The sequence below is a fragment of the Streptomyces sp. TLI_171 genome (assembly GCF_003610255.1).
Classification (GTDB): Bacteria; Actinomycetota; Actinomycetes; order Streptomycetales; family Streptomycetaceae; genus Kitasatospora.
Window position 1 is genome coordinate 6,719,688 of the sequence record NZ_RAPS01000001.1, and the last position, 13,637, is coordinate 6,733,324.

Here is a 13,637-nt window from a genome sequence, read left to right on the forward strand (position 1 = left end):
CAGAGCGGTGGAGAACCGAAGCATGCCGACCCCGCCGCGCCGGCTCGGCGCACGGCGGCGGCGGCCGGCCGTTCTGGCGATGGCGACGGCGTTGATCGCGGCCGGCGGTCTGGGCGGTGCGGCGCTGTACAACAGCAGCGGGCAGCGGATCGCGGTGCTGGCGCTGGCCCGGGACGTGCCGATGGGGCAGGTGCTGAGTCCGGACGATCTGACGGTGGCGCACATCGCGGGCGATCCGGCGTTGCACCCGTTGGACGCCCAGGACCTGTCGCGGACGGTGGGGCTGCGGGCCACCACAGACCTGAAGCGGGGTTCGCTGCTGGTGAAGGCGGACGTGACGAGCGATCCGGCGACGCAGCCGGGGCAGCAGATCGTCGGCATCGCGGCGAAGCACTCGCAGTTGCCGGCGACCAGGCTGCAGCCGGGCCTGCAGATCCTGGTGGTCAACACCTCGGACGGCAAGGCGGACGGCCCCACGACCCGGACGCCGGACACGATGACCGCGGTGGTCGCCATGGTGGGGCGGCCGGACACCGACGGCAGCACGGTGATAGACGTGGCGGTCGGGCCGGCCGACGGGCCGCGGTTGGCGCAGTGGGTGGCGAGCGGGAAGTTCCAGGTGATCCTGGCGCCGCGGACGGCCGGGGGCTCCTGATGACGGTGGTGGCCGTGCTCGGCGGGCCGGGGGCGCCCGGGGCCACCAGCAGTGCCCTCGCGCTGCTGCTGTCCTGGCCGTTGCGCCCGGGGCGCCGGGTGCTGCTGGCGGAGTGCGATCCGGACGGCGGGGCGGTGCTGGCGGGGGCGTTGGAGGGCCGGGTCGAGGCGGTGTACGGGCTGCGCAACCTGGCGGTGGCGGACCGGCGCGGCCTGCTCGCCGAGACGCTGTGGGAGCAGTTGCTGGACGTCTCCCCGCAGGGGACGGGGGAGCGGCTGCTGCTGCCGGGGCTGACGGATCCGGCCCAGGCGCCCGGTCTCGCCTACACCTGGGAGCCGCTGGTGGAGGCGCTGCACGCGCTGGAACCGCAGGGCTACGACGTGATCCTGGACCTCGGCCGCTCCGGCGCGAACGGGCCGATGGCGGTGCTGGCCCGGCGGGCCGACGTGGTGGCCGCGACGGTCCGCACCACGCTGCGCGGGCTGTCGGCGGCGCGGCCGCGGCTGGCCGCGCTGCGCGAGGACCTGGACACCCACGGCACGGGCGCGGACGGGCTCGGGCTGCTGGTGATCGGTGAGGGGCCGTACCCGGAGAACGAGGTGTCCCGGCAGTTCCAGCTGCCCGTGGTCGGCGAGTTGGCGTACGCGCCGCGCACCGCCCGGGTGCTGTCGGACGGCGGCGACACCGCGGACCGCCGGTTCATCCGCTCCGAGCTGATGCGGACCGCCCGCACCGCCGTCGACCGGATCCTGCAACTGGCCGAGGACCGCCGCCGTCGCCTCGGCCCGCACCCGGCCGCCGCCCGGCCCGTCCACCAGCCGCAGCCGCAGCCACAACTGCACCACCAGCCGCAGCCACCACTGCACCAGCAACCGCAGCCGCAGCTGTTCGCCCATCCGCAGCCGGTCCAGCCCCAACCGGAGCCCCCCGTCCAGCAGTTCGTGCCACCCCAGCCGCCTGTGCAGCAGTTCGTGCAGCCCCAGCCCCTGGTGCAGCAGTTCGTCCAGCCGCAGCCGGTGCCGCCGCAGGTGCCGCAGCCCGCGCCGTTCGTGGCGGGCCCGGTGCCCGGGCAGCAGCAGATGCCGGGCGGGCAACAGGCGTACCCGGGCCAGCCGCAGGGCGGGCAGTTCACGGGGGAGTGGCCGGTCCGGGCGGACGCGCAGCCGCAGATCTCGTACGCGGCGCCGTACATCGCGCCGCCCGCGGTGCCGCAGCCGCCGGTGCCGGCGCCGTTCCCGGCGGCGGACCCCGACGCGAACGACCGGGACGAGGACGGCGGCTGGGGGGAGGTGCTCCGTGCGCGCTAGCCCGTACCAGGGGCCGCCGCCCCACCAGCCGGTCAACGGCCAGCCGGCCCGCGGCCAGGCGGTGACCGGGCAGCCGGTCAACGGCCAGGTGGTGCAGGGTGGTTCGGCGGATGCCGCCGGGTTGCCGTGGGCCAAGCCGGCGCTGCCGCAGACCGGACCGGTGCACGTGCCGCCGTCGCAGACCGCGGCGGTTCCCGCGCTGTCGGCGGCGGGCGCGCAGCCGGCGGTGGATCCGCAGGTGGCACGGGAGTTGAAGCGGCAGGTGGCGGCGGAGCTGCACCAGCAGCTGTCGCGGCTGAACGAGGCGTCGGGGAGCGAGGCGGACCGGGCGACCCGGCGCCAGCGCGGCCGGGCGCTGATCGAGGAGGCGGTGGCCAGGTGGTCGGACGCCTACGCGCAGGCGCACGGCATCCCGCCGACCAGGGAGCAGGACCGGGCGCTGTCCGAGGCGGTGTACGACCTGCTGTTCCGGGCGGGCCGGCTGCAGCCGTACCTGGACGACCCGGACATCGAGAACATCCTGATCAACGGGTGCGACGACGTCTGGGTGTCGCGGGTGCACCAGCCGCTGCGGCAGGTGCCGCCGGTGGCCGAGTCGGACGAGGAACTGGTGGAGCTGCTGCAGGACTTGGCACGGCAGCACGGCGGCGGTGAGCGCAGCCTGTCGACGGCCAGCCCCATGCTGGCGCTGCGCCTGGAGGGCGGGATGCGCCTGCAGGCGATGACGGAGGTGACACCGCGTCCGTACGTGGCGATCCGCCGCCACCGGGTGGCCAGCGCGAACCTCCGCGACCTGATCCAACTGGGTACCGTGGACAGCACCTTGGCGGCGTTCCTGGCGGCGGCGATCCGGGCCCGGAAGAACGTGATGATCACCGGTACGCAGGGGGTCGGCAAGACCAGCCTGCTGCGGGCGATGGCCGCCGAGATCCCGCCGGACGAGCGGGTCGGCACGCTGGAGTCCGAGTTCGAGCTGTGGCTGCACACGCTGGGGCACCTGCGGCAGGTGGTCCCGATGGAGGCCCGGGAGGGCAACGGCGAACGGGTGGACGGCCGGCTGGCCGGCGAGTTGTCGATCGGCGAGCTGATCCCGGCGGCGCTGCGGATGACGCTGTCGCGGATCATCGTCGGCGAGGTCCGCTCCGCCGAGGTGGTGCCGATGCTGCGGGTGATGACCAACGGTGAGGGCGGCTCGATGTGCACCCTGCACGCCCGTGGCCCGCACATGGTGGTGGACCGGATCGCCGAACTCTGCCTGGAGTACGGCGCGCACATGACCGACACGCTGGCGTACCGGCTGACCGCGAACGCCGTGGACTTCATCGTGCACGTGGCGATGGTCGACGAGACCGCGGTCGGCGGCCGCCGGCACCGCTTCGTGTCGCACGTGCTGGAGGTGGCCGGGCTCGGCGAGTCCGGCCGCCCCGCGATGAACACGGTGTTCGGGCCGCGCCCGGAGCTCGGCGAGGTGCGGGCGGTGCCCGTCACCCCGCCGCACTGCCTGGACGACCTGCGCCGGGCCGGCTTCGACGCGGGCCTGCTCGCCTCCCCGTACGGGACGTGGGGCGCACCGCTGGCGCTGCGGATCGGAGGGATGCGCTGATGCTGCTGTACGTGCTGTGCGGGCTGCTGCTGGTCGGCGGGCTGGTGGCGCTGGGCGTCGGCCTGGTGGGGCGGTCCGCCGCCGAGGAGGAGGTGCGCAACCCGCTGGAGAGCCGGCTGCACACCCTCTGGTACGGCGCGCCGGGGACGGCCTCGCCGGGGATCGCCCGGCTGCGCCGGATCCAGCTGGCGCTGGTGCTGCTCGGCGGGCCGGGCGGCTGGCTGCTGACGGGCATTCCGCTGATGGCGCTGCTGGTGCCCGGGGCGGTGTTCGGCCTGCCCTGGCTGTTCGACGCGACCCGCTCCGACACCCGGCGGATCGGCCGGTTGGAGGCGCTCGCCGAGTGGACGCAGCGGCTCTCGGACGTGCTGCTGCTCGGCGTCGGCCTCAACCAGGCCATCCTGACCAGCCGGCGGACCGCGCCCGCAGCGCTGGAGAGCGAGATCGCCGACCTGGCGGCCCGGCTGCAGGCCCGTTGGCGGCCCGAGGACGCGCTGCGCGCCTTCGCCGACCAGCTGGCGGACTCCACCGCCGACAAGGTGCTCGCGGCGCTGCTGCTGCGGGCCGGCGACAGCGGACCCGGGCTGGCCCGGGCGTTGGGCGACATGGCCGAGTCGGTGCGCGAGGAGGTCCGGCAGCGCCGCGCCATCGAGGCGGACCGGGCCAAGCACCGCACCACGATCCGCTGGATGGTCGGCATCATTCTGCTGGTGCTGGTCGTCGGCTCGTTCAACTCCCGTTACACCGAGCCCTATTCGACCGGCGTCGGCCAACTGGTGCTGGGCATCGTCGCGGTGGCGTTCATGCTGGTGATCGCCTGGATGCGGTCGCTGGCCGCGCACACCCCGCTGCCCCGGCTGCTGGAGCAGGACCGCCGCTCGAAGGCCGGCCGTCTGCCGGGGCAGCGCGCCGCGGCGGACACCGAGGTCGACGGCGGCGCCGCCGACGGGGCGGGCGGCTCCGCCGGTCCCGCCGCCGACGAGGACGGCCCGCTGCTGGAGGAGGCCCGATGATCTCCCCGTGGGCGGTGCTGGCGGGCGCGGCCGCGGCCGGCGGCCTGGCCTGGCTGCTGGCCGAACTCCGGCCCGCGCCACCGGACCTGGGCCAGGCGCTGGACCGGCTGCACCGCACCCCCGAACCGCGCCGGGCCTCCGACCCGGTCGAGGCGCTGTCCTGGTTCGACCGGGTCGGCGAACGCTCGCTGCGGCTGCACGGCCTGCGCATCCCGCACCAGGAGCTCGCCCTGATCGGCCGCACCCCGGCCCGGTTCATGGCGCACAAGGTGCTGTTCGCGACCCTCGGCCTCGCGGTGCCCGGCTACCTGGCCGCGTTGGCGGTGCTGTTCGGCGACGGACTGCCGATCGCCGTGCCGCTGCTGGTCGGGCCGCTGCTCGGCGCGCTGCTCTGGTTCGTCCCCGACGGCATCGTGATCGGCGAGGCCAAGGAGGCCCGCACCGAGTACCTGCACGGCATCGCCGCGTACCTGGAACTCGTGGCGCTGGAACGGGCCGCGGACTGCGGTCCGGCCGAGGCGCTGCGGCGCGCCGCGGCGGTCGGGCGCGGCACGGTGTTCCGGCGGATCCGCGACGCGCTGGAGCGGGCGGCCACCGACCGCCTCCCGCCGTGGGACGGACTCGACGCGCTGGCACAGGAGTTGGGCCTCACGCCGCTGCAGGACGTGGCGGACATCATGCGGATCTCCGGCGTCGACGGCGCCTCCGTGTACGACACCCTGCGAGCCCGGGCGAAGAGCCTGCGCGGTGAACTGCTGTCCGAGGAACTCGCCAAGGCCAACACCGACAGCGAGCGGATGGTCGCCCCCGGCTCCGCCCTGACCCTGCTGATGACCGTCCTCATCGTCTTCCCCGCGCTGTACAAGATGCTGTCCGTCCAATGAGCGTCAGCACGCACCCGGACGGGCGGCAGGCACCCCGCCCCCACCCCCGAGCACCCCGCCACAAGGTCCTGGAGGCCACACCGTGACCCGAACCCGCAACCTGGCGGCGGCAGTTCTGCTGCCGCTCCTGCTGTCCGCCCTGCTGCCCTTCCAACTGCTGCGCCCCGTCCTGCAGTTCCGGCTGGCGAAGCTGCGCACCGCCCGCGCGGACGGTGACCGCGGCGCGATCAGCATCGAACTCGCGCTCGCCGTCATCGTGCTGGTCGCCATCGCCGGCACGGTGGTGTTCGCGGTGACCCAGCTCGGCAACAACGTCCGCGGCAAGATCCCGGGCGACGTGCCGGCCGGCGGCAACAACCCGGCAGGCAACGCGCCGTGACGCTGCGCCCGCTCCGGCCCGCCGTTCGGCCCGCGCCGACGACGCGCCGGCTCCGCGTCCGGACGCCCGACGGGGGAGCGATGGCGATCAGCCTCGCCATCGTGTTCCCGGTCGTGCTGTTCGTGATCCTCCTGGTGGTGCAGGCCGGGCTCTGGTGGTACGCCGAGCAGGCCGCGCTGTCCGCCGCACGGGAGGGCGTGGAAGCCGGACGCGTCAACGGAGCGGGCCCGAACGCCGGGCCGGAGCGGGCCACCGAGTTCATCGACCGGTTCGGCGACCTGGCCCAGCGGGTCACGGTCGAGCAGGGCGGCGCCGGCGACCCGCTGTACCGGGTCACCGTTCAGGTCCGGCCGGCCTTCGTGGTGCCGTTCTTCAACGCGCCGACGATCACCAAGAGCGCCTCCGGCCCGTGGGAGAAGTTCGTCCCGCAGGGGCAGCCGTGACCGGCCGCCGCGCCCGGCGGCGCGAGCGCGACCGGGGGTCGTTCGCCGTCGAAGCGGCCATCCTGGTCCCGGTGGTGCTGACCTTCGCACTGATGGCGGTCGCCGCCGGACGGGTGCAGACCACCGGCGCGGTGGTGGACGCCGCCGCCCGCTCCGGGGCCCGGGCCGCCTCGCTGGCCCGCACGCCCGAGGGCGCCGAGCAGGCCGCCGCGGACGCGGTCGCGCAGGCTCTGGCCGACCGCGGGGTGCAGTGCGCCACCGAACCGGTCGGCGCGCCCGAGTACGGCACGATCGGCAGCGGCGCCGGTCAACTGACCACCGTCACCGTCCGGGTGGCCTGCACGGTGGCATTCGGCGACCTGCTGGAACTCGACGGCATACCGGGGCACAAGACCATCACCGGCACGTTCACCTCCGTGGTGGACCGCTACCGGGGAGACTGAACCGCCGCCGGGGGACACTGGATCGGTGCCGGCGGAACCGAGAGGACGTCAAAGCATGCTGGGGGGAGGGAACGTGAGCGAACGAGCCACGAACGTGGGCGAACGAGGCGTGAACGGGCGGGACCGGGGCAGCATTTCGGTCATGGTCGCCATCACCGCCGTCAGCCTGGTCGTCGTGGTCGGCCTGGTGCTCGACTTCGGCGGTCAACTGCGGGCCATGGAACGGGCCGACGCGCTCGCCCAGGAGGCCGCCCGGATCGGCGGCCAGCAGCTGGACATCGACCGGCTGCGGGCCGGCCAGGGCTACCACTTCGACCGGCAGGCCGCCGAGGACGCCGCGCGGGACTACCTGCGCAGCCGGGGCGTCAACGGCGACATCACGTTCCCCGACCGGGCGAACACCACCACCTTCAGCGTCGCCTGCAGCACGAACTACCGGACCGCGCTGCTCGGCGTGGTCAACATCGACTCGCTCACCGTGCAGGGCCACGGCAAGGCCACCCTGGTGCACGGAATCACGGAAGGGACGACCGGCTGATGGCCGCGCGCGGAGCCGACGACCAGCACCGCAAGGGCCGCCGCGGGCGGCGACCGGAGACCGGCGGCGTCCCCGGCAGGCGGCCCGGCGGGCCGGGCCGGCCCGCTCCGGTCCCCGTCGGGCGGCGGCGTCGACGCGGCGCCGGCGGCTCGGTGCTGGCCGCCCTGGGCTCGCTGCTGGCACTGGCCGTGCTGCTGGCCGGCGTGCCCGCGCTGCTCGGCTACGGCACCCTGACGGTCGCCGCGACGGGCGACCCGATCCACGGCGACCTGCTGGCCGCGCTCACCAGCCCCGACGACGGCAGCCTGTTCCTGTGGCTGCTGGTCGGCGTCGGCTGGATCGGCTGGCTCTGCTTCCTGCTCTCCGTCCTGATCGAGATCCCCGCCCAGCTGCGCGGCCGGGTGGCCCGCCGGCTCCCCGCCTTCGGCTGGAGCCAGCGGATCGCGGCCGGCCTGGTCGGCTCCGTGCTGGCGCTGCTCCCGGTGGCCGGCTCGGCCTTCGCCGCCACCCCGGAGCTCCCGCAACGCCCCTCCGCGGTCGCCCAGTTGGCCTCGTCCCCGGCCCTCGCCGCGCTCCCCGCCGCCGCGCCCTCCGGGGCACTCACTGCCGACCCGCAGCAACCCGTGTACACCGTCCGCGACGCCCGTCCCGCCGACAGCCTGTGGTCGATCGCCGAACGCCAACTCGGCTCCGGCGAACGGTGGACCGAGATCGCCAAGCTCAACGCGGGCCGCCCGATGGACGATTCGGGTGCCCGGTTCGACGCCGACCGGCCGATCCAGCCCGGTTGGCGACTGCTGATGCCGGCCGACGCCAAGCCCGACGCGGGAAGCGGCAGCGGCGCCGCCGCGCAGAACCGCACCACCCCGCCGGCGCTGCCCGCCGGTCCCGGCGGACCGGTGGCACCCGCCCACAGCACCGTCACCGTGCACTCCGGCGACTCGCTGTCCGCCATCGCCCAGCGGGAGTTGGGCGACGGCGACCGCTGGCCCGAACTGTTCGACGCCAACAAGGGCGTGACCGCACCGGACGGCGAACGCCTCACCGACCCGGACGTGCTGGCCCCCGGCATGGTGCTCACCGTTCCCGGCGCCACCCAGCCCCCGGCCCCGGCCCCGCAGACCGAGCCGCCCGCCTCCGAGCCGCCCACCGGCCAGAGCCCCGCGCCCGACACCGCGCAGAGCCCCGCGCCGTCCACCGCCCCGGCCACCGAGCCGCCCGCCCCGCAGACCCCGGCGCCCACCGCCCCCGCCGCCGAGACGCCCGCCCCGCAGCAGTCCGCGCCCGCCGCCAACCTGCCCGCCGTCCGCGACCGGCAGGACGCCGGGACCGGCGACGACTACACCGTGCCGCTGGCCGCCTCCACCCTCGGCGTGCTGATGGCCGCCGCGCTGATCACCCTGGTCGCCCGCCGCCGCACCGACCAGCAGCGGGCCCGCCGGCCCCGGCACCGGATCGCGCTGCCGTCGGCCGCCGCCGGGCACTTCGAGGCGGAGCTGAAGGCCCGTCAGAACGAGGGCGGCCTGGAACTGCTGAACCGGGCGCTGCGCACCCTCGGCCGCAACACCGTGCGCGGCGACAAGCGGCTGCCCGCGCTGGTCGCCGCCCGGATCACCACCGCCGGCACCGTCGAACTGCACCTGGCCGCACCGGCCGTGCCGATCGCCCCGTTCCGGGCCGCGCACGCCCCGAACGTGTGGTGGTGCCCCGAGGACTCCACCGAACTGCTCTCGGCCGGCCAGGCCGCCAAGTACGCCGCCCCGTACCCGGCGCTGGTCACCCTCGGCAACACCCCGGACGGCGCGACCGTCCTCGCCGACCTGGAGACGGTGCGGCTGGTCCACCTGTCCGGTCACCCCGACGACGCCGACGACGTGCTGCGCACCCTGGCCGTCGAGCTCGCCCACAGCCCGCTCGCCGACCGCCTGCACCTGCACCTGGTCGGCGTCGCCGCCGACCTGCCCGCGGCCGGGCCCGCCACCGACCGGGTGCACCACCACGCCACCCTGGAGGCCGCGTTGGCCGCGCTCGGCCCGCGCACCGCGAAGGCCCGCGCCACCCTGGTCGCCGCCGAGGCCGACAACCCGCGCGAGGCCCGCAGCCGGGGCAGCGCCGACGAGGCCTGGGTGCCCGAGATCGTGCTGTCCGCCCAGCCGCCCGCCGGCAACCTGCCCGCGGAGCTCGGCCGGCTGCTCGACGGCCGCCCCCGCACCTGCCTCGCCGTCCTCACCCGGGCCCCCGAACGGGGGGCCGGCCCGGTCGCCCGCTGGACGCTCCCCGCCACCGGCCCTGCCGTCCTGCCCGGCCTGCACCTCACCGTCGAACTCCAGCGCCTGAGCCGCGAGCAGTACGACCAGCTCGGCGAACTCGTCCGCGCCTCCGGCGACTTCACCCAGCAGCCGGCCCCCGAGTGGACCCTCGACGGCCCGCACAACGGCCCCGAGGACGAGGCCGAACTCCCGCTGCCCGTACCGGCGCTGGCCGCCGTCGGCGCCGCGATCGGCGCCGGCCCCGCCCCGTTCGGCGGCGGCTTCGCCCCCGACGGCGAGAGCGAGCGGGCGGACGGCCCGATCGACGCCCGGCTGCTCGCCCTGCTCGGCGGCCCGACCGCAACGGGCGCACCCAGCACCGCACCCGACGTCGCGTCGACCACCGTGCCGGCGAAGCACACCGGCGAACCGGCCGGCGGCGACGCGGCCGGCCCGCGCCTGCTGGCCCGGGTGGTTCCGAGCGGCAGCAGCCCGTTCGCGGGCCTCGTCCCGACCGCGCCCACCAACCCGTACGCGGTCGCGCCGGTGACCCCCGTCCAGGCGCCGGCGCTGCCGCCCACCGCCCCGCCGCCGGCCGAGCCCAGGCCCCGGCACGCAGCCAACGGTCAGGCCCGCCAGGTCACCACTCCGCCGCACGGCACTCCCGTCGACCCGCGGCTCTCCGCCCACGCCGCCCCGGCCCCCGCGGCGGAGCCCGCACCGGCCGACGGCACCCGGTCCTTCGAGCTTCAGGCCCCCGCACCGGAGCCCGCGCCGCCCGCTCCCACCGACGGCACCCGGTCGTTCGAGCTGCTGCCCCCGGCCGCGGTCGACCTCCCGGCTGCTGCCCCGGCCGCGGTCGACCTCCCGGCTGCTGCCCCGGCCCCGGCCGACCTCCCGGCTGCTGCCCCGGCCCCGGCCGACCTCCCGGCCGCGCCGCCCGCCGTTCCCGCCCAACTGCCGCCCGCCGCACCGGCGACGCCCGAACCGCTGCCCACCCACGACCAGGCGGCCGCGCCGGACCCGCGGTCGGCGGCCGTCGCCGCCCGCCCGTCCGCCCGGCCCGGCAGCGGGCCGGCCCGCACCGACAGCGACGACCTGCTGGCGATCCTGCGCTCCCCGGAGGCCCACCACCTGCGGTCCGCGCCGCGGATCCGGGTGCTCGGCCCGGTCGACGTGCTGGGGGCGGCCGGCAGCACCGACCCGGCCGGCCGGCCCCGGCTGACCGAGCTCGCCGCGTACCTGGCACTGCGGCCCGGATCCGAGCACACCACGGTCGACCGGGACATCCACCCGGGCGCGGCGCACCTGGACCCGCGTGCCACCGCCGAGCGGCTGGCCGAGCCGCTGCCCGCCAAACTCGCCGCGCTGGCAGGGTGGTTGGGTGCCTCTCCGGAGGGCCGCGACTACCTGTCCGCCCAGGCCGCCGAGACGTACACGCTGGCCCCGACGGTCAGCTGCGACTGGGACGAGTTCCGCAGCCTCTACCGCCGCGGCATGCGCTCCACCTCCACCACGGCCGACGCCGCCCTCGCCCACGCCCTCGCCCTGGTCCGCGGCGCCCCGTTCGCGGAGGCGGCGCCCGGCAGCTTCGGGTGGGCGGAGACCGAGCGCCAGGACATGCTGGCGGCGATCGTCGACACGGCGCACGAGCTCGCCGCCCGCCGCCTCCAGTACGGCGACCACCGCACCGCCGAGGCCGCGATCTTCCGCGCCCTCGCGGTCGCCCCCGAGGTCGAGCTGCTGCACCGCGACCTCTTCTACGCCTACGCCTCGGCCGGCGCCCGCGACCAGCTCGTCCGCGCGGTCAACCGGCTGGACGCGCTCAGCCGCCGCACCGGCCGCGACCTCGACCCCGACACCCTGGCCCTGCTCCGCGACCTGCTGACCGGAGCCTGACCGTCCGTCCGCCCACAGGTTCAACGTTCCGCGCGGGAGAGGCGGACGAGCCGTCTCGTCCTGTCGGGGATCCCGACCCGTTCCGGATTCCCGGGCGTGGTCGTCGGGGTGTCGTACGGCGGTGCCGACCCGGCGCTTGGCCGCCGGCCCGGCGGGCCCGGGTGTCAGCCGCCGTTCGCGGCAGCCTCCAGCGCGGCCACGTCGAGCTTGCCCATGCCGAGCATCGCGGTCATCGCCCGGCGGGACCGCTCCGGGTCGGGATCGGCCAGCAGCTCGTTCAGGCGGCGCGGCACGATCTGCCAGGACAGGCCGTAACGGTCCTTCAGCCACCCGCACTGACTGGGCTGCCCGCCGTCGGCCGTCAACAGCTCCCAGTAGCGGTCCACCTCGGCCTGGTCGGCGCAGTCCACCTCCAGCGAGATCGCCTCGTTGAAGGTGAAGATCGGGCCGCCGTTCAGCGCCCGGAAGGTCTGCCCGAACAGCTCGAAGGTCACCACCATCACGGTGCCCGCCACGCCAGGGCCGGCGTCCGAGTAGCGCTGGACGTCGGTGATCCGTCCGTCCCGGAACACCGAGACGTAGAACTCGGCGGCCTGCTCCGCCTGGTGGTCGAACCACAGGAAGGTGGTGATCTTCTGGGCCATGGTGGCGCGTGCTCCGTTCTCGGATGGGTCGCGGCCCGTCCGACGCTAGCCCCGCCACCCCGCCCGCCCGGGCACGGCACGCGGACACCCACCGAATACTCCGCGACCGTCCGGGCCCCGCCCGCCCGCGGCGTGGCAGAGTCGGCGGCATGCCGCACCCGGACCCGCACCACCCGCTCCAGCTGCTCCCGAGCGCCGCCGAACAGGCCGCAGAGGACACCCGCCAGCGGGCGCTCGCCGCCCCGCTGCTGGCCGAGTTCACCGCCCGCCTGCACGCCGCCACCCCCGTGGTCGCCCTGTGGGCGCACGGCTCGCTCGCCCACGGCGACTACCGGCACGGACGCAGCGACCTCGACCTGATCGCCGTCCTCCCCGCCGGCCCCGACGCCCGCCTCCGGGCCGAGCTCACCGACCTGCACCAGGGGTTGACCTCCGAACGGCCGGACGCGGCCGGGCTGCACTGCTCCTACCTGTCCCGCGACGCGGTCGCCGACCCGGCCGCCGGGCACTTCACCTTCGCCCAGGGCGAGCCGACGCACCGCCCGGTCACCGTGCTCAGTCGACGCGAACTGCTCTCCGGCGGAATAGAGTTGGCCGGAGATCCGCCCGGCTCGCTGCTGCCGCCGGTGGACGACACCGCGCTGCGCGCGCACCTCCGCGCCGACCTGCGCGACTACTGGTACCCGATCACCGCCCGCACCGAGCCGTGGCTGCGGGACATCTGGGTCGACTACGGCCCGGTCACCGCCGCCCGCGCGGACCTCGCGCTGCGCACCGGCCGGCTGGTCACCAAACGCGAGGCGATCGCCGAACTCCTCGCCCTGGGTGCGCCACTGGACCTGGTCGCCGACATCGCCGCCCGCCGCTACGGCACCCCGCCCACCCTCACCACCGAGCAGCGCGGCGAACGCGCCGAGCAGGCCCGGCTGTTCACCCGCGCCACGATCGAACGGACGCTCGCCCGACGGGCCGTCAGCGAGCCTCTGCGAACAGCGCGGTGAGCCGGGGCAGCCGGGCGGCGCGCTGCTCCGCCGTCCAGATCGGGCCGACCGCATCGGCGTTCAGCGGGCTGTCGTGCCCGATCGCCGTCAGGGCCTCCTCCAGCCCGTCCTCCGCGCCGGTCAGCCGCGCGTACGCCTCCTGCGCGCAGTAGTCCAGCTCCTCCCAGTCCGGGAAGTCGCCGTCGTCCCAATGCTCGTACGGCAGTTCGGCGAGCCGGCGGAAGGCGGCGTGCCCGGCGAGGGCGTCCGGCTCGTGGACGGCGAGGCGGTGGGCGTCGCGGCCGAGGCCGACCAGCCAGGCGTGGAAGTACCACAGGCCGTCGTCGCTGACCTGCCCGCGCAGCACCAGCTTCGCCAGTGCCAGCGTCGCCGCGGTGTCCAGCGGGGCGCGCGCCTCGTCCAGGCGCAGCTGGAACTCCACCACCTCGGTGAGCGGCAACTCCGCGAGCAGCTCCGTCAGGCGCTCCGCCCGGGTGCCCTCGGCGCCGCCGGAGCGGCTCGACTCCAGCAGGGCCCAGAATCCGTCGACGTCCATGCGGACCATGCTCGCAGGCCCCGCCGACACCCGCGCCACCGGTG

The 13,637-nt window shown here is 76.0% G+C and carries 13 protein-coding genes; 11 read left to right on the plus strand and 2 right to left on the minus strand.

The window, feature by feature from the left end:
- Positions 1 to 22: 22 nt before the first annotated feature.
- From BX266_RS29950 to BX266_RS40985, 10 genes are all read left to right on the plus strand, one after another.
- Positions 23 to 655, plus strand: coding sequence for an SAF domain-containing protein (locus BX266_RS29950; protein ID WP_099904868.1), 633 nt, complete (start codon positions 23 to 25; stop codon positions 653 to 655).
- Positions 655 to 1,962, plus strand: a complete 1,308-nt coding sequence (locus BX266_RS38980; protein ID WP_180290665.1) for a hypothetical protein — start codon at positions 655 to 657, stop codon at positions 1,960 to 1,962. Before BX266_RS29950 ends, BX266_RS38980 begins: the two co-directional genes overlap by 1 nt.
- Positions 1,952 to 3,565, plus strand: coding sequence for a CpaF family protein (locus BX266_RS29960; RefSeq protein WP_259464918.1), 1,614 nt, complete (start codon positions 1,952 to 1,954; stop codon positions 3,563 to 3,565). The genes BX266_RS38980 and BX266_RS29960 overlap by 11 nt, the downstream gene beginning before the upstream one ends.
- On the plus strand, positions 3,565 to 4,578 hold the full coding sequence (locus BX266_RS29965; protein ID WP_099904870.1) for a type II secretion system F family protein: 1,014 nt from the start codon (positions 3,565 to 3,567) through the stop codon (positions 4,576 to 4,578). The genes BX266_RS29960 and BX266_RS29965 overlap by 1 nt, the downstream gene beginning before the upstream one ends.
- Positions 4,575 to 5,462 (plus strand): type II secretion system F family protein, encoded by an 888-nt coding sequence (locus tag BX266_RS29970; protein WP_099904872.1) that lies wholly within the window; start codon positions 4,575 to 4,577, stop codon positions 5,460 to 5,462. Before BX266_RS29965 ends, BX266_RS29970 begins: the two co-directional genes overlap by 4 nt.
- An 82-nt stretch (positions 5,463 to 5,544) precedes the next feature.
- Positions 5,545 to 5,841, plus strand: a complete 297-nt coding sequence (locus tag BX266_RS38160; protein ID WP_143687029.1) for a hypothetical protein — start codon at positions 5,545 to 5,547, stop codon at positions 5,839 to 5,841.
- Between the two features lie 80 nt (positions 5,842 to 5,921).
- A complete protein-coding gene (locus BX266_RS29975; protein ID WP_099904874.1) occupies positions 5,922 to 6,284 on the plus strand; it encodes a TadE/TadG family type IV pilus assembly protein in 363 nt (120 codons plus the stop codon).
- Positions 6,281 to 6,727, plus strand: coding sequence for a TadE/TadG family type IV pilus assembly protein (locus BX266_RS29980; RefSeq protein ID WP_099904876.1), 447 nt, complete (start codon positions 6,281 to 6,283; stop codon positions 6,725 to 6,727). Before BX266_RS29975 ends, BX266_RS29980 begins: the two co-directional genes overlap by 4 nt.
- A 55-nt stretch (positions 6,728 to 6,782) precedes the next feature.
- Positions 6,783 to 7,265: a pilus assembly protein TadG-related protein gene (locus tag BX266_RS29985; protein WP_107490737.1), complete on the plus strand. Its 483-nt coding sequence runs from the start codon at positions 6,783 to 6,785 to the stop codon at positions 7,263 to 7,265.
- Positions 7,265 to 11,413 (plus strand): LysM peptidoglycan-binding domain-containing protein, encoded by a 4,149-nt coding sequence (locus BX266_RS40985; RefSeq protein WP_099904880.1) that lies wholly within the window; start codon positions 7,265 to 7,267, stop codon positions 11,411 to 11,413. The genes BX266_RS29985 and BX266_RS40985 overlap by 1 nt, the downstream gene beginning before the upstream one ends.
- Before the next feature lie 164 nt (positions 11,414 to 11,577).
- On the opposite strand, the gene BX266_RS29995 is transcribed toward BX266_RS40985, so the two are convergent.
- Positions 11,578 to 12,057 (minus strand): VOC family protein, encoded by a 480-nt coding sequence (locus BX266_RS29995; protein ID WP_099904882.1) that lies wholly within the window; start codon positions 12,055 to 12,057, stop codon positions 11,578 to 11,580.
- A 149-nt stretch (positions 12,058 to 12,206) separates the two neighbouring features.
- Between BX266_RS29995 and BX266_RS30000 the strand changes: the two genes are divergently transcribed.
- The gene (locus BX266_RS30000) at positions 12,207 to 13,058 is read left to right on the plus strand and encodes a nucleotidyltransferase domain-containing protein (RefSeq protein ID WP_259464919.1); all 852 of its coding nucleotides are present in this window, start codon (positions 12,207 to 12,209) and stop codon (positions 13,056 to 13,058) included.
- Here the strand turns inward: BX266_RS30000 and BX266_RS30005 are convergent.
- Positions 13,030 to 13,593: a DUF4240 domain-containing protein gene (locus BX266_RS30005; protein ID WP_180290666.1), complete on the minus strand. Its 564-nt coding sequence runs from the start codon at positions 13,591 to 13,593 to the stop codon at positions 13,030 to 13,032. The two genes, BX266_RS30000 and BX266_RS30005, sit on opposite strands and share 29 nt — an antisense overlap.
- Positions 13,594 to 13,637: the final 44 nt, after the last annotated feature.

Bases quoted from the DNA above. Each gene is read 5' to 3' on its own strand.
- BX266_RS29970 (WP_099904872.1), top strand. From the start codon at position 4,575: ATGATCTCCCCGTGGGCGGTGCTGGCGGGCGCGGCCGCGGCCGGCGGC.
- BX266_RS29995 (WP_099904882.1), bottom strand. From the start codon at position 12,057: ATGGCCCAGAAGATCACCACCTTCCTGTGGTTCGACCACCAGGCGGAG.
- BX266_RS40985 (WP_099904880.1), top strand. From the start codon at position 7,265: ATGGCCGCGCGCGGAGCCGACGACCAGCACCGCAAGGGCCGCCGCGGG.
- BX266_RS29985 (WP_107490737.1), top strand. From the start codon at position 6,783: ATGCTGGGGGGAGGGAACGTGAGCGAACGAGCCACGAACGTGGGCGAA.
- BX266_RS29950 (WP_099904868.1), top strand. From the start codon at position 23: ATGCCGACCCCGCCGCGCCGGCTCGGCGCACGGCGGCGGCGGCCGGCC.
- BX266_RS30005 (WP_180290666.1), bottom strand. From the start codon at position 13,593: ATGGACGTCGACGGATTCTGGGCCCTGCTGGAGTCGAGCCGCTCCGGC.
- BX266_RS30000 (WP_259464919.1), top strand. From the start codon at position 12,207: ATGCCGCACCCGGACCCGCACCACCCGCTCCAGCTGCTCCCGAGCGCC.
- BX266_RS29975 (WP_099904874.1), top strand. From the start codon at position 5,922: ATGGCGATCAGCCTCGCCATCGTGTTCCCGGTCGTGCTGTTCGTGATC.
- BX266_RS29965 (WP_099904870.1), top strand. From the start codon at position 3,565: ATGCTGCTGTACGTGCTGTGCGGGCTGCTGCTGGTCGGCGGGCTGGTG.
- BX266_RS38980 (WP_180290665.1), top strand. From the start codon at position 655: ATGACGGTGGTGGCCGTGCTCGGCGGGCCGGGGGCGCCCGGGGCCACC.